This is a genomic window from Pseudomonas sp. SB113, assembly GCF_040754745.1.
Taxonomy (GTDB): domain Bacteria; phylum Pseudomonadota; class Gammaproteobacteria; order Pseudomonadales; family Pseudomonadaceae; genus Aquipseudomonas; species Aquipseudomonas grimontii.
In genome coordinates this window covers 78,399-96,836 of the sequence record NZ_JBFMHW010000004.1, presented here as the reverse complement: position 1 = coordinate 96,836, position 18,438 = coordinate 78,399, and the positions used below count along the sequence as shown (strand labels likewise).

The 18,438-nt window shown below is 62.9% G+C and carries 14 protein-coding genes; 3 read left to right on the top strand and 11 right to left on the bottom strand.

The window, feature by feature from the left end; all coding sequences use genetic code 11:
- Positions 1–97 precede the first annotated feature (97 nt).
- The 3 genes from AB1462_RS07040 to AB1462_RS07030 all read left to right on the top strand — a co-directional run bounded on the left by AB1462_RS07040 (position 98) and on the right by AB1462_RS07030 (position 1,886).
- On the top strand, positions 98–388 hold the full coding sequence (locus AB1462_RS07040; protein WP_090409933.1) for a DUF5629 family protein: 291 nt from the start codon (positions 98–100) through the stop codon (positions 386–388).
- Positions 375–1,550, top strand: coding sequence for a lactonase family protein (locus AB1462_RS07035; RefSeq protein ID WP_315337864.1), 1,176 nt, complete (start codon positions 375–377; stop codon positions 1,548–1,550). Before AB1462_RS07040 ends, AB1462_RS07035 begins: the two co-directional genes overlap by 14 nt.
- 156 nt (positions 1,551–1,706) lie before the next feature.
- Positions 1,707–1,886 (top strand): hypothetical protein, encoded by a 180-nt coding sequence (locus AB1462_RS07030; RefSeq protein ID WP_090403456.1) that lies wholly within the window; start codon positions 1,707–1,709, stop codon positions 1,884–1,886.
- A 493-nt stretch (positions 1,887–2,379) separates the two neighbouring features.
- Here AB1462_RS07030 and AB1462_RS07025 read toward each other — a convergent pair whose 3' ends face one another.
- The 11 genes from AB1462_RS07025 to AB1462_RS06975 all read right to left on the bottom strand — a co-directional run bounded on the left by AB1462_RS07025 (position 2,380) and on the right by AB1462_RS06975 (position 18,259).
- Complete coding sequence (locus AB1462_RS07025) at positions 2,380–2,973, bottom strand: glutathione S-transferase (protein ID WP_367246441.1); 594 nt, start codon at positions 2,971–2,973, stop codon at positions 2,380–2,382.
- The gene (locus AB1462_RS07020; RefSeq protein ID WP_367246440.1) at positions 2,970–6,608 is read right to left on the bottom strand and encodes an AAA family ATPase; all 3,639 of its coding nucleotides are present in this window, start codon (positions 6,606–6,608) and stop codon (positions 2,970–2,972) included. The genes AB1462_RS07025 and AB1462_RS07020 overlap by 4 nt, the downstream gene beginning before the upstream one ends.
- On the bottom strand, positions 6,605–7,843 hold the full coding sequence (locus tag AB1462_RS07015; protein WP_367246439.1) for an exonuclease SbcCD subunit D C-terminal domain-containing protein: 1,239 nt from the start codon (positions 7,841–7,843) through the stop codon (positions 6,605–6,607). The genes AB1462_RS07020 and AB1462_RS07015 overlap by 4 nt, the downstream gene beginning before the upstream one ends.
- Before the next feature lie 336 nt (positions 7,844–8,179).
- A complete protein-coding gene (locus tag AB1462_RS07010) occupies positions 8,180–9,820 on the bottom strand; it encodes a BatD family protein (RefSeq protein WP_367246438.1) in 1,641 nt (546 codons plus the stop codon).
- Complete coding sequence (locus AB1462_RS07005) at positions 9,817–11,556, bottom strand: tetratricopeptide repeat protein (RefSeq protein ID WP_259193070.1); 1,740 nt, start codon at positions 11,554–11,556, stop codon at positions 9,817–9,819. Before AB1462_RS07005 ends, AB1462_RS07010 begins: the two co-directional genes overlap by 4 nt.
- Entirely contained in the window at positions 11,553–12,641 is a 1,089-nt protein-coding gene (locus AB1462_RS07000) for a VWA domain-containing protein (protein WP_090403469.1), read from the bottom strand. The genes AB1462_RS07005 and AB1462_RS07000 overlap by 4 nt, the downstream gene beginning before the upstream one ends.
- On the bottom strand, positions 12,634–13,128 hold the full coding sequence (locus AB1462_RS06995) for a DUF4381 domain-containing protein (RefSeq protein ID WP_090403471.1): 495 nt from the start codon (positions 13,126–13,128) through the stop codon (positions 12,634–12,636). The genes AB1462_RS07000 and AB1462_RS06995 overlap by 8 nt, the downstream gene beginning before the upstream one ends.
- The gene (locus AB1462_RS06990) at positions 13,125–14,057 is read right to left on the bottom strand and encodes a DUF58 domain-containing protein (protein ID WP_090403473.1); all 933 of its coding nucleotides are present in this window, start codon (positions 14,055–14,057) and stop codon (positions 13,125–13,127) included. Before AB1462_RS06990 ends, AB1462_RS06995 begins: the two co-directional genes overlap by 4 nt.
- Positions 14,058–14,062: 5 nt before the next feature.
- Complete coding sequence (locus AB1462_RS06985; RefSeq protein ID WP_017739127.1) at positions 14,063–15,022, bottom strand: MoxR family ATPase; 960 nt, start codon at positions 15,020–15,022, stop codon at positions 14,063–14,065.
- Positions 15,023–15,208: 186 nt separating this feature from the next.
- Complete coding sequence (locus AB1462_RS06980; protein WP_367246437.1) at positions 15,209–17,779, bottom strand: PKD domain-containing protein; 2,571 nt, start codon at positions 17,777–17,779, stop codon at positions 15,209–15,211.
- Positions 17,780–17,905: 126 nt separating this feature from the next.
- On the bottom strand, positions 17,906–18,259 hold the full coding sequence (locus AB1462_RS06975; protein ID WP_090403477.1) for a hypothetical protein: 354 nt from the start codon (positions 18,257–18,259) through the stop codon (positions 17,906–17,908).
- Positions 18,260–18,438 lie beyond the last annotated feature (179 nt).

Genomic DNA, 18,438 nt, shown 5'->3' with positions numbered 1-18,438 from the left:
CGCAGGCGGTAGCCGGCTATGGCCGGGCAACGCGAGGGAAGAAAGGCGTGAAGGATTGGCCTATCATCAGCGTCTTTCTTGCCAATGAATGACCCTGATGACTGCTAAGACCCTGCCGGCTGTACTTGCCACCAGCGACATGCTTGAAATCGATGGCCTGCATGCCTTTGACTTCCATCTCGATGCCCAGAAATTGCTGATCACCGCCATGGACGGCCGTGCTGAAAAACGCTGGGAATTCAGCCTGGCTCAGGTGCAGGCGGCCACATTCGACACCACCTTGCAAAGCTGGACCCTTACCGGTGATTCGGGCGAGCACCGCCTGATCTGCATGAGCGCCTTCACCGGCAACAATAACGACGAGGATGAAGCCGATGATGATGCGTAAATTCTGGCCCCTGTTGATGGCGGGCAGTGTCGGTTCGATGTCGGTGCAAGCCGCCCCGGCCGACACCTACGAACTGTTGGTGGGCAGCTACACAGCCGGCAGCAGTGAAGGTATCTACCGTCTGCAATTCGACAGCCGTACCGGTCAGTTCCAAGGCTCGCCGGTGCTGGCGGCCAAGGCAGCCAACCCTTCGTGGTTGACGGTCTCCAAGGACCAGAAGCACCTGTTTGTGGTCAATGAAAACGGCCCCGGCCAGAAAGACCCGGTCGGGCGCGTCAGCAGCTACAGCATTGACCCGCGCAATCATCAGCTCACCCTGATCAACCAGGTCCAGAGCCTGGGCAATGAGCCGACCCATTCCAGCGTGGCCGCTGACGGCCGTTATCTGTTCGTCGCCAACTATTCAGTGCTGGAAGATCCGGGTGGCAGCCTGGCCATTTTGCCGGTGGACGCCGAGGGCAAGCTGTCGGCACCGGTGCAGTTGAGTGGGCACCCCGCCAGCCGCGTAAACCCGGAGCGCCAGGCCTCCAACCATGTGCATTCGGTGGTGTCGGCGCCGGATGGCAAGTATGTGTTCGTGCAGGACCTGGGGGCGGACAAGGTGTTCGCCTACCACTACGACCCCAAGGTCAGTCACGAGCAGCCACTGACCCCGGCCACGCCGGCCTCGGTGCAATTGCCTGCGGGCAGCGGCCCGCGTCATCTGCTGTTCAGCGCTGATGGCAAACATGCCTGGCTGACCACCGAGATGAGTGCGCAGGTGGCAGTGTTCGACTACAAAAACGGCACGCTGACACAGACCCAGCTGGTCGACTACGCCGCCGGGCAGCCGGTGTCGGATAAAGCCGGCGCGGCGCTGCATGCCTCCGGCGATGGCAAATACCTGTATGTGAGCAACCGAGGCACGGCCAATCAGCTCGTGGTGTTCAGCATCGACCCGGCCACTGCACACCTCAAGGAAGTGCAGCGCCGCTCCGTAGAAGGCGACCACCCGCGTGAATTTGCCCTCGACCCGAGCGGCAAGTTCCTGCTGATCGCCAACCAGAAGAGCAATGAAATTGTGGTGGTCGAACGTGACCCCAAGACCGGCCTGTTGGGTAAAACCGTGCAGAAATTGCCGATCGATGCCCCCAGCGACCTCAAGTTCCTGGTGCGTCAATAAGCCACAGGCCCCGCAACGCGGGGCCTGAGTCTTTGTATTAATTGTATTAATAGCGGCTACTGTTTCAAAGCATTTCTAAGGTTCAACCCTCGGGCGTAAGTTGGGTTCCAAGGCCTTCCCCGGCCACCCAACCAAACGAACACAAGGGTTACCGACATGAACTTGAATCTCTTCTCCGTCATCGCTGCTTCCGCTGTTTCCGCCACCGTGGCTTTGCCTGCCGCCGCCAGTGTGGAAGTCACCGGCAAAAAATCCAGCACCAGTGCCTACACCCAGAAATACCTGCAACAAAGCGCCAACTTCTACGCTGCACTGGATCACAAGACCCAGCAATGAACGACAGATGCCGGAGATCTAATGTGGGAGGGGGCTTGCCCCCGATGGCGGCCTCTGGGCCGACCATTTTTTTGGATCAGACCGAGTACATATCCGTTGCTGCGGTAACGGCGACTTAGGGTTCCGCTCTTACAGCGGGTCACTTTTGGAAGAGCGCCAAAAGTAACCAAAAACGCTTCGCCCCACCACTCGGCACCTCGCCCAGGCTCGGTGTGCCCGTAATCCGACAGTGATTTGGGGGGCCGCCGCCACGCGCCATCCATGGCGCGGGGCGGCTAAACCGGCATCCCTGCCGGTTTACCCCCCAAATCACTATCGAATTCCGGCCAGCGTGGTTAACGGGGCGCCTGAGATCAAGATCAAGATCAAGATCAAAAGCAAGATCAAGGGCGGCTCGCTTCGCATCGTGGTTAGCGGTGGCAGCTACAACGGCGTGTCGATACCTATGCTCGTCGGGGGTAAGCCCCCTCCCACATTGTGATTTGCGTAGGGCTCAGGGTTTGGCCATCACTGCGGTAAAAAGCGGCGACTCCAGAAACTGCTCTAACCACACATGCAAGCGCCGATACGGCGTCGTAGCAAACCACTCGCGATTCACATGGGCAAACTGGCGCACAAACGGCGCCAGTGCCATATCGGCCAGGCTCAAGTGGTCGGCCAGCAAGTAGCCATTCTCTGCCAGCAAACCTTCCAGCTTCTGCAAGAACACTTCGCCTTGCGTCCGATAATGTTCCATCGGCTGCTCGGGGTAGCGTTCGGCGTACTTGTATCGATTCAAATGATGTTTGAAGGTTGAATCGTTCTCGGCGATCAGTGCCAGCACCGACGGATCGCCCTGCAACAACCAGTCATCCGGGTCGTGCCGGGCCAAGGCCCATTGCATGATCGCCAGGCTCTCATCGATGACCTCGCCCGCCACACTCAATACCGGCACCGTCCCCTTGGGCGACAGCGCCAGCATCTCGGCCGGCTTGGCCTTGAGGCTCACCTCGACGATGCGCACCGCGACCCCCGAGTAGCGCAGCGCCAGGCGTGCGCGCATTGCATAGGGGCAGCGCCTGAACGAATACAGCAGCGCCTCGCTCACTTCACCTCCAGGGTGCTCAGGCCATTGCCCTGGCGCTTGACCTGGATCTGCACCGGGATGCGTTCGTGCATTTCCTGCACGTGGGAGATCACCGCCACTTTGCGCCCCTGGGCCTGCAACCCGTCGAGGGCGTCCATTGCCAATTGCAGGGACTCGGGGTCGAGGCTGCCGAAACCTTCGTCGATAAACAGCGATTCGATCTTCAGCGTGCTCGACGCCATCGACGCCAGGCCCAGGGCCAGCGCCAACGACACCAGGAACGTCTCGCCGCCGGACAACGAGTGCACCGAGCGCAGTTCATCGCCCATTTCCGTGTCCATCACCAACAGCCCCAACATGCTGCCGCCACGCTTGAGGCGGTAGCGGCGGACCAGTTGGCGCAACTGCACGTTGGCGTGGTGCACCAGCAGGTCGAGGTTGTAGGCCTGGGCGATCTTGCGGAAAGTATCGCCAGTGGCCGAGCCGATCAGCGCGTTCAGGCGCGCCCAGCGTTGCCACTCTTCATAGGCCTTGGCGATCTGCTCGGCCAGCGCACTGTTGGCGTCCTGGCGACGCTGGTCCTCGGACTGGCGCGCGCGCAGTTCGGCGCATTGCTTCTCGCCTTCGGCCAATTGTTGATTGAGCGCGGCCAGGGCGTCATCGAGTTGTTCGGCGTCCAGGTTGCCGTTGTGCAGGGCCAGGTGGTCGGCGAGGCGTTGTTCGCGCTCTTGCAGTAACACCTTGGCTTGCTCGACGGCTTTTTCGCTGCTGTGCAGATGCTGGCGCAGCGCGGTGATCTGCGCGTCATCGAAAGCCAGCAGACGCGCCAGGCCCTCGTCATCCAACTCGGGGTGCAGGGCGCGCCATTCGTGGGTGCGGGCATCGAGGGTGTGCTGTTCGGCTTCGAAGGATTGCTGGCGCTCCTGCTGGGCCTTGAGGTCGGCGGCCAATTGGATCAGTTGGTTGCGGATGTCCTGCAACTGCTGGTTGGCGTCTGCCTCGCTCTGGCGTGACTGCACCACGGCCTGTTCCAGCTGCTGCTGCCAGTGTTCGGCGCTGGCGTGCTCGCCCAACAGCGCGGTGAGTGTCGCCTGGGCGGCCTGCTGCTGGGCGCTCAACTCGGTGACCTGCTGATGCAACACGTCGAGCTGCTGTTGGCGATGCTGCTGGTGCGTGTGTTCTTTCTCGATGGCCTGCTGGCGTTCCTGCTGCTCGGCCAGCTCATCATGCTGATGGCCAAGCTGCTCAAGGCGCTGGCTGACCTGCTGGTCCAATTGCATAAAGGTCGCGGCGGGTTCGCTGCGCAAGCCTTCCAGGGTCTCGGCGGGCAGCAGGCTGGCGAAGGCGTTGAGTTCTTCGTCGAGACGTTCGCGGTCGTTGGACAGCTCGCGCTGCTGGTCCACCAGCAATTGGCGCGCCTGATGGCTCGCGTCCTGGGCGGCTTGCAGCTGTTGCTGCAAGCGCCCGGCGTTTTGTTGCAGGTTGAGCAGGGCGCCCTGGCGTTGTTCGTCCTGGCTGATGCTTTGGGTCAGTTGGTTGAGTTGCTGGGCCAACCAATGGCTGCGTTTGGTTGCGTCCTGATTGAACAACGAGGCCGACAGCGGGTGCGCATCCAGGCTGGGCTGGAGCGCCTGCTGTTGGATGACCAGGTGTTCCTGTTGTTGCAGGAATTCTTTTTGCTGGGCGATCAGGCCGCCGACTTCACCGCGCAGCTCGGTGAGTTTTTCCTTGAGGGTATCGACGGCTTTCTGCGCCGTGGCCTCTTCGTTGTCGTCGTGGCGACCGAGGCTGTGCAGCAGGGCTTCGGGCTGGTGATACGGGTGTTCATGGCTGCCGCACACCGGGCAGGGCTGGCCATCCTGCAATTGTTCGCGCAATTCCTCGACGCTGGCGCTGCGGGCCAGGCGCTGGCGTTCCAGCAGTTGCTTGGTCACCGCCAGGGTCTGTTCGGCAACGGTGAGTTCAGCTTTGGTTTGCAGGCCGGTCTGGTTCAGTTGTTCACGCTGCTGCTGGGCGTCGGCGAGTTTTTGCGTCAGGGCCGCGGCTTGCTGATCCAACTGCTGTTGGCTGTCCCACAGGCGAGTCAGGTCTTCGAAGGCGCGTTGCTGCTTGCGATTGTCTTGCAGCAGGCTGGCCAGCAGCTGGATCTGCTCGGCCACGGCGTGCGGCTCGGCACCGGCTTCCTGATACAGCAGGTCCAGCGCGTCACGTTGCTGGGCGAACTTGTCTGCGGCAGTCGTGGCGCGCTGTTCCAGTTGTGGCAGTTCGGCCTGGCCTTTCTTCAGGCGATTGCCGATCAGCATCAGCTGTTGCAGGCGGTCGCGGTAGGCGCTCCAGGCCTCGCTGAGCGGGGCGAGGGCGCTGCTGCGCTCAAGCTCGGCGGCCAGCCGTTGCAAGCGCTCGGCAACGTGGGTGTGCTTGTCCTGTAAGCCCTTGAGCAGCGTCTGGCCTTCGGCGCAGGCGCTTTCTTGCTGCTGTTTGTCCTCGGTGCGCTTGGCCAGGTCTTTGGTCAGGTGAGCGAGGGTGCTTTGCGCTTCGAAGGCCTGGCGCAGCAACGGCACGGCGTCGCCCTGGGCCTTGAGGGCTTCGGCCAATGCGGCCTGGGCGGCTGCCTGCTGCTGTTGGGCCTGTGCCTGGCGGGTATGCAACTCGGCCTGTTGCTCGATGTGCGCCTGAATCTGCGCGGCCAGCGGCGTCAGCAAGGTGAGGAGTTCCGCCCTGCGTGCAAACTGATGGCGTTGCGGTGCCAGTTGGTCGAGGCGGCTCAGGTCCTGGCGCTGCGTGGCCTGGTGGTCCCACTCCGCTTGCGCACGCTGGAGCTGCTCGGTGGCACTGCGCTGGCGGTCCTGCCACTCGCGCAGTTCCTTGAGCCAGGTGTGCTGCAATTCCAACTGCTTGAGCTGGGCCTGCTGGGTCTTGAGCTGCTGCTGGGCCGCGTCGAATTGCTGATCCAGTTCGGCGCGCGTTTCAGGGGCCAGGGGCACCACGCCGGTGGCCTGGTCCTGCAGGTGTTTGTGCGTGTCCTTGGCGTCCTTGGCCTTGTCAAACGCACGGCGGCCTAGCTGGGTGTAGAGCGCGGTGTCGGTGAGCTTTTCCAGCAGTTCGCTGCGTTCGTTGTCGTTGGCCTTGAGAAAAGCGCTGAACTCGCTCTGGGCCAGCAGCACGGCGCGGGTGAACTGCTCGAAGTTCAGGCCCAGGGCCAATTCCAGCTGGGTCTTGTATTCGGTCTTCTGGCTGGCCAGCAGTTGGTCGCTGTCCAGGTCGATCAGGCTTTGCCGACTGTTCTGCAACTTGCCGCTGACCTTGTCGCGGGCGCGATTGGCTTCCCAGCGCGCCCGGTAGCGACGGCCACTGACACCGACAAAATCCACTTCGGCATAACCGCCACCGGTGCCGCGACGGATCAGGGTGCGTGGGTCGCCGATGGAAATATCGCTGTCGGCATCCGGCATCTTGGCCTGGCCGGTATCGCCCAGGCGTGGCACCGCCCCAAACAGCGCCAGGCACAGGGCATCCAGCAGGGTGCTCTTACCGGCGCCGGTCGGCCCGGTAATCGCGAACAGCCCGGCACTGGCCAAGGGTTCGGCGGTGAAGTCGATCTCGAACGGGCCGGCCAGGGACGCGAGGTTTTTCAGGCGGATGGCGAGGATCTTCATGGCTGTTCACCCTCCTGTTGCACTTCCTGGAGCAGCACGGCGAAATCCTTCAAGGTCTGTTCATCCACTTCACTGCCGTAGCTGTCCTGCCAGGCGCGGCTGAACAGCTCCTGGGGCGTGAGCTGGTCGAGTTCGATCAGGCGCTCATCGTGAGTGTCTTCACCGCGTTTGCCCGCGTACTCGGCGGCGATGCGCACCAGGCGCACGGCCTTGCCTTGCAGGGCGGATTCGATCTGCTGGCGCAGGTCGGGTTGCGGCTCGTCGAGGCGCACGCGCACTTCCAGCCAGGGGTGGCGCTGGGTTTCGGCGAGCAGGTCGATGTCGGGCAACTCCGCCAGGGCCTTGAGGATGTCGGCCAGGGGCGCGGCTTCCAGACGTTGCAGGTTGACTGAACGCGGGATCAGCAGCGGTTCGACGCTGACCAGTCGTTCGCCTTGGAACGTCACGTCGAGAATCTGGTGCTTGTAGCCGATTTCGGAAAACGACAGCGGAATCGGCGAGCCGCTGTAGCGAATGCGCTCTTCGCCATTGACCTTTTGCGGCTTGTGCAAATGGCCGAGGGCCACATAGCCGACACTTTTGTCGAACAGTTTCGCCGGCAGTGCCTCAGCGTTGCCGATGATCAGGCTGCGCTCGGAGTCTTCCGACACCGAGCCACCGGCCATGTGTGCATGGCTGATAGCAATCAGCGCCTGGCCTTTTTTGCGTTTGGCGTTAGCCGCCGCGATCAGCCATTCATGGACCTGGCCGATACCGTGCAGGTAGTCGTCACCCAGGTGCGCACCGGTAACTTCCGCCGGGCGCAGGAACGGCAGCGCCAGGCACCAGCCCGCGACCTTGCCCTTGGCATCCGGCAGTGGGATCAGCAGGCGCTCGGCATCCAGTTGGCCATCGTCCAGCCACAGTACGCGGCCCAGCGCATGGGTACGCAAACGGCGCATCAACGGCGCGGGCAGTTCGATCCGTGAGCCGGAATCGTGGTTGCCGGCGATCATCACGATGGTCAGCTTCGGGTTTTGTTCGTGGGCGCTGATGATGAAGTCATACAGCCGCTCCTGGGCCTTGAGCGGCGGGTTGACCGTGTCGAAGATGTCGCCGGCGATCAACAGCACATCGGGTTGCTGGGCAGCGATCTGGCGCAGCAGCCACTCGAGGAAGCAGGCGTGTTCGAAGTCGCGTTCCTGGCCGTGGAGGTTTTGGCCCAAGTGCCAGTCGGAGGTGTGAAACAGACGCAAGGCGAACTCCGTGGAGAAGATGAAAAGGAGGGGAGTTTACCTGTATTGCGAACACGCTGCTCCAGACGACGCAGATCCAAGGTGGGAGGAGGCTTACCCCCGATGGCCATGGGTATCTACACAACTTTGCAGACCCTGACCCATCTCCCTGTGGCCACAACAGCCCTACCTGCCGGGCATTCAGCGTCGAGCCAACGTTGTGTTGATACCTATGCCCCGATCGCGGCGGAGCAGTTATAGATAAGCTGGCTGACCCACCGCCGTTGGGGGCAAGTCGAATCGTCGCACCGCCCCTCCCACATTTTGATGTGTGGCGTGTCGGGGATGCAGCGGGGGTTACTTGGGATACAGCGGCGGCAAGCTGGTGGTATCCGTCGCCGGGTCCTGCTCGCGCTCGGCCATCGGGATGGCTTTGACCGCGCGCCACAGCTCTTCACCCAGCCAGTACTGACCGCTCTCGCTGTACAGCGCGCCATTGAGCCCATCCAACGCATCCGACAACGGCACAAACCGCGCCGCCATGTCCGCCAACGTTTCCGGCTGTTGCCGCGCCCAGGCATCCAGCGCCTGGCGGGTGGCCTGGGGGTCGTTGGCCTGGGTCGCGCGCTTGAGGTCGTCGAGCAGGGTGCGTGGGCTCGGACCGGTTTGCGCGGCACGCAGGACCGCCGGCTGCCAGCGGGCACGCCACCACAGGCCGAAGCCCAGCAGGGTGGTGCAGGCGAGGATGAGTGTGCTGAGTTGCCACAGCCACAGGCGACTGTCGTCCGGTGCGGTGATGATGGTCGGCGTGGCGGGCGTATCCACCGCCAGGCTGGGGTTGTTGGCCACTTGCAAGGTGCGGGCGGGTAGGCTGGTGCGTTCCAGATGGTCCTCGTGGGTGTTCCACCACACCACTTCAACGGCAGGCAGTTCCAGGGCGCCGACCCGGTTGGGCACCAGCGCCTCGCGGTCTTCGCGACTGCCGATCAGGCCACGGTCGCTGGTCTGGTTGCCGAGCACCGGCTGGTCCGGGTAGCGGCGCAGGCCGTTGATGTCGGTGCTGGGCAGGGCTGGCAGTTGGGCGCTGGACAGCCCCTCGGCCTTGACGGTCAGGCTGCGGGTCAGGGAGTCGCCGACTTGTACATGCTCAGGCTCCGGGGCCCAGCTCTCGGTGAGGGTGAGGCTACGGGCCGGCAACCAGGGGGTATCGACGGGGTACAGCGCCGGCTTGGGCTTGACCACCAGTGGCAGCGCCGCCGAACTCACGTGGATCAGTTTGCCGGGCTTGGTGCCTTGCAGCGTGTTTTCCTGGGGCGGGCGCGACTCCACCAGCGTGGCGCTGAACGTCTGCGTCGGAATCTCCAGCGGGCCACTGTGTTGCGGATAGATCGCGTAGCGGGTTTCGATCACGCCATGGCGGATGCTGTTGATGACCTTTTCATAAGTGCGCGACTCGCCCAACTGTTCGACACGGGCATCGGGGATCTGTAACGGCGTCAAGCTGCTGTCGTCGTACAGCGACACCGAGTGGTACACGCGCACGGTCAACAATGCCTGGGCCTGGACGTACACGCTGGTCTGGTCGAGGTTGGCTTCGATAAACACCGGGGCCAGCTCGGCGTTGGTGTCCTGGCTGGTGGTCTCCAGCACTTGCAGGCTGATCGGCTGGGTCGCGTACTCACCCACTTGCAGCGGCGGAATCACCACCGTGCCGTTTTCCTTGGGCAGCAGGGTAATGATCCAGCGCGTGGTCGCGTGGTTATCGCCACCCAGCGTGGTGAGTTGGTTGAGTTGGCGCGTGCCGCTGACTTCGAACTGCGCATCCAGGGGCGACAGGTCAGGCTTGCCGAACTGGGTGACATCGCTGGATTCCACCGTCAGTTCCACCGTTTCCCCGGAATTGAGGCGGTTGCGGTCGACGCTGGCGACCAGGTTCGCCGCCTGGGCGTGGCCTGCCGACAACGCGAGCAGAAGCAGAAGGGGGGTGCGGCGGCTCATCGAGTCTTGTCCTGATGCTGTTGCTGTTCGTACCAGAATTTACGTCGCAGCAGTTCGCCGGGGTTGTCCGGGATCTCCTGCAGCCATTGTTCCAGGGCCTGGCGGTGTTCACCGTCGAGGTTGGCGTCGGTGGGACGCAGCGGCGGGGTGGTGGTTTGCTCATCGCCCAATTCGCTGCCCGGTACTTCGTTACCGCCGGCTTGCGGCGGGGTGCCGGCCTGGGCATCGCCGCTGCCGGCTTCGCCCTGGCCCTGGGACGACTGCTCGCCACCTGTGGCATTTTGCCCAGTGGCGCCCGGTTGCGCAGTTTGGCCGGGTTGGGTGGTTTCGTCATCCTCGTTTTTTGCCGGCTGTTCAGGCTCAGGCTCGGCCTGTTCCTGGATCAGGGCTTCTAACAGGGCCTTGTTTTTCAGCGCCGGTTGCAGGTCGGGCTGGGCTTCCAGGGCTTGTTCGTAGGCGTCGATGGCCGCTTCGAGTTCACCGGACTTGGCCAGGGCGTTGCCGCGATTGTAGTGGGAATAGGCGTCATTGCCCTGGGCAAACCGCTTGATGGCCTCGGCATAGTTGCCGGCCTCGTACAGGGCGACGCCTTGCCATTGGGCATCCTCGAAATGTTCGGCGGCTTCGGCGGGGCGTTTTTTCTTCAGCAGGTATTGGCCTTGCTGGTCCGGCCGCAGCCACAAATCCTGGAATTCAAAGGCGTAGCTGGGTTGCGGCGCGCCCAACAGCAGCAGCGGTAAAAAGAACAACCAGCCGCGCCGCCCGGCGCAGGCGGCGAGCAGCAACAGTGGCAGCAGCAACCAGTAACCCTGGTCGGCCCAAGTGTCGAGGTGCAGTAACTGGCCGTCGTTGCGCAGCGCTTGCGGCGGGTCCAGCACGCCGAGCTGGCGCAGGTCTTTATCGTCCAGGCGTGCGGCGCGGTAACGGCCGCCCATTTCGCTGGCGAAGGCCTTGAGTGTCGGGCTGTCGAGGCGTGGCACGAGGATCGCGCCTTGTTCATCCTTGAGGAATTCGCCGCTTTCCTGGGTCACCGGCGTGCCTTCACGGCTGCCGATGCCGAGGATTGACAGGCTCGGCGCCTGGTTGCTTTGCAGCAGCAGGCGAATGCCCTGGCGTTCCTGTTTGGACAGCGATGAGCCGACCAGCAGCAGGCGACCCTGGCCCAGGCCGCCGTGCTTGAGCAGGTCCAGGGCTTTCTCCACGGCCAGGTCGGCGCGGTGGCCGGGCTCGGGCATGATCGAGGGGCGCAGGGCTTCGAGCAGGTTGCGGCTGGTGGCCAGGTCGTCCGACAGCGGCACCAGGGTGTGGGCGCTGCCGGCATACACGACGATGGCGGTTTGCGCATCGGTGCGCGCCTGCAACAGGTCATAGAGCTTGCGCCGTGCCTGTTCGAGGCGGTTGGGCGGGCTGTCGGTGGCGAGCATTTGCGGGGTCAGTTCGAGCAGCACCACCAACGGGTCGGAGGGTTTCTGGCTGGTTTGTTCAACCCGCTGCCAGCTGGGACCCAGCAACGCCAGCACCGCCAACAGCCAGGCGAGGCCCAGCAACACCCACGGTGATTTGCTCTCGCGCCCGTTGCCGCCGCTGAGCAGCACGGCGTGGAAGGCCGGCGGCAGGATCATCTGCCAGCGTCCGGCGCGTTTTTGCCGGTGCCACAGCTGCCACAGCAACCAGCCGAGCAGCGGCAGCAGCAACAGCCACCAGGGGCGGAACCAGTGCGGCCAGAGATCGATCATCGACGCCTCCGCAAACGCAGGCGTTTAAGGCGCTGGCGCCATTCGGGGTGCTGTTGCAGGAAGATCCCCTTGCTCGACAGTTTGTTGAACCCGCGTTGCAAGGCGTTGTTCGGCCAGCGTTCCTGGATCACCAGCAACATGCTCAGGATCAGCGCCAGGGCCAGTGGTCCGCTGTACAGCGCCTGCGCCGGGCGCGCCTGGGTGGGTTGCTGTTCGACGGGCTCAAGTTGGTCCAGGGTTTGCTTGATCGCTTCCAGCTCCTCGCCATCGCGGGCACGGAAGTACTGGCCACCGGTGGCTTCAGCGATGGCCTTGAGCGCCGGCTCATCGAGGTCCAGGCTCGGGTTGACGCCGAGGATGCCCAGGGAGCCGGTTTGCTCAGGGTCGGCACCGATGCCGATGGGGTAGATCTTCACGCCTTCTTCGGCCGCCAGGCGCGCGGCGGTCAGCGGGTCGATCTGCCCGGCGTTATTGGCGCCATCGGTGACCAGGATCAGTACGCGGCTTTGCGCAGGACGCTGGCGCAGGCGTTTGAGCGCCAGGCCAATGGCATCGCCAATCGCGGTGTTTTTGCCGGCAATGCCAATGCGCGCTTCATCCAGCCAGGTGCGCACGGTACGGCGGTCAAAGGTCAGCGGCGCCTGGAGGTAGGCCTGGCTGCCGAACAGGATCAAGCCCACGCGGTCGCCTTCGCGGCCTTCAAGGAAGTCACCGAGCAGGTGTTTGACCAGGTTCAGGCGGCTGACGTCTTCGTCCTGCCAGTGCATGTCGGGAAAATCCATCGAGCCGGACACGTCCACCGCCACCAGCAAGTCGCGGCCACTGGCGGCAATCGGCAGTGGCTCGCCCAGCCATTCCGGGCGCGCGGCGGCGGTCAACAGCAGCAGCCACAGCACCACGAAGGGCGCCTGTTGGCGCCAGCCCGGCAGGTTCACCCGCGCACGGCGGCGGGCAAGGCTTTCGAGATCGCCGAGGTAGCTGACTTTAAGGGCGGGCTCGCCGCTGTCAGCCGCCGGCAGGATCAAGCGCATCAACCAGGGCAAGGGCAACAGGACGAAGATCCACGGCCAGGCGAACTCAAACATGTTTGCGAATCCAGGTGTCGACCGCTTGGGTCAGGCCGGCGATGGCCTTGTCGTCGAGTTTGCATTCGGGTTTGTAGGCACCTTCCACCAGCACCATCCAGCGCGTGAGGCCGGCAGCCGGGCAACGGTTGTCGAGGAATGCCAGCCATTTGCGGCCATTGAGGGTGTGGCTCTGGCTGTAGGGGTAGTCGTTACGGCACAGGCGCTTGAGCAGGCCGTTGAGTTGTTGCAGCCAGGCACCGGCGGGCGCACCGTCGTAGGGTTTGGGCATCAGCGCCAATTCGGCCAGGGCGGCGATGCGCAGTGGGTCCAGCGGTTGTTCGGCGCGCGCCAGGGGGCGTCGGGTGGGCAGCAAGCGCCGAAGTGACCATAGCCCCCAACCGATCAGCGGAATCACCAGCAGCAACAGCCACCAGCCCGGCGCGGGTGGCCAGAAGCCGATGGTCGGCGGGGCGATCAGCGGTTGCAGTTGGTCGAGGCTGCTCATTGTTTTTTGGCCGGGCGTTGCGGGTTGAGGTATTCGCGCAGTTGCTCGACCATCTCACTCTGAGTGCTCAAGGGCATCAGCAATACCCGCAGTTTTTGTGCGAGCAGTTCCCAGCGGGCGATGCGCGCTTCGGCCTGGGCCTTGTAGGCTTGGCGCAAGTCGACGTTCAGCGTATCCAGTTCCAACTGCGCGCCGCGCTGCGCGAAACGCAGCAGCCCGGCGGCGGGCAGGGCGTGGTCCAGTGGGTCGGAGACCGGCAACAGCAGCAAATCGCAGTGGCGTGACAGCAGGCTCAGTTGCTGTTCGGCGCCTTCGGTGAGGGCGCGCTCGTCGCAGATCACAATCACCAGGCTGCCGGGGCGCAGCACTTCGCGACCACGGCGCAGGGCCATGCCCAGGGCGTCGGCTTCGGGGCGGCTTTCGGTGTCGAGGCTCTGGTTGACGCGCACCAGGCGGTTAAGCAGTTGCAGCAGGCTTTGTTTGCTGCGCCGGGGTTTGATTTCGTAGTGCTCGCTGTCACCGAACACCAGCCCGCCGACCCGGTCGTTATGCCCCAGGGCCGCCCAGCCGATCAGGCTCGCCGCCTGGGCCGCGAGCACGGACTTGAACATCTGCCCCGAGCCGAAAAACAGCCGGCAGCTTTGCTCCACCATGATGAAGATCGGGCGTTCGCGCTCTTCGTGGAACAGCTTGGTGTGCGGCTCCTGGGTGCGCGCGGTCACGCGCCAGTCGATGGTGCGCACATCGTCGCCGGCCTGGTACACGCGCACCTGGTCGAAGTCGACGCCGCGCCCGCGCAGCTTGGAATGGTGCAGGCCGATCAGCGGGCTGCGCTGGCTGGGCGTCGAAAACAGCTGCACTTCGCGCACGCGGTGGCGCATCTCAATCAATTCGCTGAGCGTGACGCGCACACCATCGCTGGCATTCATCGACTTCAAGCGACGGCAACGACGTCGAGAATGCGTTGCACCACGCGATCCTGGTCAATCCCGGCCGCTTCGGCTTCGAACGACAGGATGATGCGATGGCGCAGCACGTCGAACAGCACGGCCTGGATGTCTTCCGGGCTGACAAAGTCGCGCCCGGCCAACCAGGCATGGGCACGCGCGCAGCGGTCGAGGGCGATGGAGCCACGTGGGCTGGCGCCGTAGGCGATCCACTCGGCCATCTCGGGATCGAACTTGGCCGGGGTGCGCGTGGCCATCACCAGTTGCACCAGGTATTCCTCCACCGCATCGGCCATGTACAGGCCGAGGATTTCCTTGCGTGCGGCGAAGATCGCCTGCTGGCTGACGCGGCGCTCGGGCTTGGTTTCGCCATTCAACGCTTCGCCACGCGCCTGTTGCAGGATGCGCCGTTCGACGGCAGCGTCGGGGAAACCGATCTTGACGTGCATCAGGAAACGGTCGAGCTGGGCCTCGGGCAGCGGGTAAGTGCCTTCCTGCTCGATGGGGTTCTGCGTGGCCATCACTAAAAACAGTGGGGACAGTTCGTAGGTGCTGCGCCCAACGCTGACCTGGCGCTCGGCCATGGCCTCCAGCAGGGCCGATTGCACCTTGGCCGGGGCGCGGTTGATCTCGTCCGCCAGCACCAGGTTGTGGAAGATCGGCCCTTGCTGGAACACGAAGCTGCCGGTTTCCGGGCGATAGATCTCGGTGCCGGTGATGTCGGCGGGCAACAGGTCGGGGGTGAACTGAATACGATGGAACTGCGCTTCGATACCTTCGGCCAGCTCTTTGATGGCCTTGGTCTTGGCCAGGCCCGGTGCGCCTTCGACCAGCATATGGCCGTCGGCGAGCAGGGCGATCAGCAGGCGATCGATAAGTTTTTCCTGGCCGAGAATCTGCGTAGAAAGAAAGGTTCGCAGCGCAAGCAGCGCTTCACGATGTTCCATCGATGACGGTTCCTGGAGAGATAAGCCTGTGCGTCATGTAACAAACGACAGTCTGGGGCAGCTACTTTAATGCATGGCGGGGGGTGGCGACTAACGGCGCGCGGGGTATTTTTAGCAAAACTTGTAGGAATTTTGTCTGGGAGGCACAAATGGGGTGAGCGGACTGCACCGCTCACCCCCGTCGTTTCAAGGGCAAGGCACCCCCTGCTGCCATTCCTTGCCGAAGGCGGCAGAGTTGACGTCTGGCGGTTTGTTGAGGTTGTAGAAGTTCTGTTTGTAGATCTTGCCGCTATACGAGACCGACTCTGCGTAGGTCGAATAGATCTTTGTGGCCGACCAGGGCGCAATCCCCTCGCAATTGCCTGAGCCCGGCGCTGCTTTAACGGTGATCTGTTTATCCCGGCGCAGTACACCGCCGCGCCCGTCACTGACCGCGACACTGATCGTCGTGCGGGTGTCGCTGCTGACAGGGCCGGCGGTCACGCTGACGCTGCGGGTATTGCGGATGGCGGCGGTGAGGCCGTCTCCAAGCGTCCAGGCGTAGGTCATGGGGTCGCCATCCGGATCGCTGGCGCTGGCGATGTAGTTCACGGTTTTGCCCGATTCGACCGTCTCGTTGCCCTGCAGGTTGCCCACGGGGGGGCGGTTGGTGGGTGTGCCAGCGGTCACCGTCAGGCTGTGGCTGGTGGTTGCCGTCACGCCATGCGTGTCTGTCACCGTCAGCGTAATACTGCGTATGCCGGTGGTAGTCGGCGCAATGAACGTGCTGGATGCCTGAGGCGATGAAGACGGGTTGAAGCCATTGGCCGCCCAGGCAAAGCTCAGGCCTTGACCGCTCGACGAGACCCCCGACAACAGCACCCCCTTGCCGGCTTCGACACTGGATGGCCCTGTGATCCTGGCGACGAGTTGTCCGCCGCCGCAGGTGCCCAGGCGCAACCAGGGTTTGGCGGCGCCTGTTTCGACAAAATTCAGATCGGGTCGCGCGTTTTGCGACCAGTGCGCCACTCGGTAGTTGTAGTCGCTGTAGGACACTTTTTCGCTGACGGAGGCGTACGCTTTACTCGCGACCCAGGGCGCGGCGCAGTCACCGATCGGCGGGGTATCAGGCGCCTTGAGGATGAGGCTTTCGGTCAGGCGCAGGGTGTTCGTGCCATCGGACACATCAACGGAAATCGAGGTCGGGGTGTCCACGGGCACGACTTGTGTATTGAATTGCATGGTTTGCGAAGTCCCTTCCGGAGGGCTCAAGGTGGGTGCCCACCAGAGAAAACTCAGCGGTTTCTGGGCGGGCGACTCGGCGTAGACATGGGCGCTGAAGGCCTCTCCCGATTTCACCTCCTCGGGAAGCGCAAGGCGGCCGGTGGGCGGCTGGCCGACGCCATCGGCGAGAAGTTTCTTGATGGCGGCGTCCAGGTCTGGCTGCACACCGATTTGGGTGCTATTGCCGTCGGCCTGTGGGTAGCCTGTTTCCACCAGGATCTCGCGCAGTCGCTTGGGCGCAATGTTGCCCAGGCCGTGGGCCCGTGCGACACCTTGTAACGACGCCATCACCCCGGCAATGATTGGGTTGGCCGAGGAGGTGCCGCTGTACGTGTGGGTATAACCCGTGGTTGGGTTGGCGGCGCTCCAGGTGGTCGTGCTGACGGAGCCGCCCCAACTGAACAGATCCACGCGGCGGCCAAATTGGGAAAACCACGCTTTCACCCCGGATTTGGGCTCAACCGCTCCGGCATAAATACTGCCGGAGTCGAATTTATGCCGATCGAACCAGCCGTTAAAGAAGGGGTGATCCAGATTGATATTGCCGTTCGCTGCGGCCAGTACGACGTGCACGCCTCTTTCTTCGGTCAGGTAGGTAATGATGTCGCGTACCGGCCGGCTGTACTCAAGGGGCATAAAACAGTCGAAAGTGCACCCTACCCCGGGAATTGTCGCGTACCCGAAGTGCACCCCTAATTGCACCACATCGCCCGCCCTGAGGTGCTCGGCCGTTTGCATCAACCGTTCAGTGCCATATTGCATATAGCCCAGTTGTGCGGAAGGTACGATGCCGGTGGTGCCAAACCCATTCGCCTTTGAACTGATGGTGCCGACGCTGGCAGTGTCATGGCTGCCGGGTATGGCATCGTCGCTGACTTCCAGAAAAGGTTTGGGCAAGTCCACATGATCATAGGACCAATGATCAATCTCCGAAGAGATCACCCGCATATTCTCGCCCTTGCCGCCGGGCACTTTCCACGCTTGTACGGCATTTACACCGCCGATTTTGTAGGGCGCTACGGCTTGCGGCCCAAACAGATAATTCTGGCGTTGGGTGTAGTCCGGAATACTGTTGCGCGGGCTTTGTTCGACGGGTTCGGCCTTGTCGTTGTGCATGCCGTCCACTCTCGGTTCAAAGTCGACGTCTTCTATGGCGGGGTCTTGCTTGAGTTGCGCGGCCAATGCTTGAGCCTGTTCGGGAGCCAGGTGGCGCGTATCGATGATGTAGTAGCGGTCCAGCCGATGCCGTTGCAGGGCTTGAACATTCTCTTGCGTGCGGGCCATGGTGGGGGGCACCAGCGGCTTGATGTTGGGCACGCGGTGTTGGAACGTGCTTGAGGGGTCGATATTGTCCTGAAAGTTTCGCGATCTGGATCCGTCGTCCTTGATCAGCAGGATCAAGTGTGAATAGTCCCTGTCGGCCACGGGTGCCGACAGCACCGATGAAGCGGTGGCCAATAGGCCAATAGCCAGAAGCTTGCTGATGAGTTTCATCGAAGACACCCGTGCAGTCACTGTGACTTCGATCAGCTAAGGCGCAAAACATCGGTACCGATACTGTTAGAAATAACAGTAGCGACAAACGGTTCCAGGTTCGGTCGTGTCCGCGCCCGCAGCTATTCAGGCACGTATGTAGACGCCCGTGCCCTTGAGGATGTTTTGCAGGGTTTCTTCCACTTCTGACAGATCTGCCGGTGCCGTGGCGTGGCTGATTTGCAGATGGTCCTTGCCACCCAGGGCATCGGCATCACCGGCGGCCAGTTCCACCCGCAGGGTTGTATCACTCAGGGTGACTTTCAGCCCGTCCAGGGTCGACGGTTCGTAGTCCCAGGTCAGCTCCACTTCGTCTTCGTCGGGGTAGCGGGTGAGCATGAACATCTCGCCGTTCTTGCCGTGGCAGCAAAGCATGGCCATGTTGTCTTCTTCTTCGTCGCACGGGGTGGCCATCAATGCGTCGGTTTTCAGTTGCAGCATGGGAAATCCTGTCTGGGGTAGGGCGTTACGTAGGCAATTGTGCCATTGCGGCGAATTTTGTGCTGCATCCTGTGTCAGACCCAACGCATGACCTGGCGGGCAATACCAGTCATTTTTGGTACTCGTGGCGTGGGAAATAGTCGGTTTTTCTACCGAAAATTCCGGGTTGCACAAGTCGC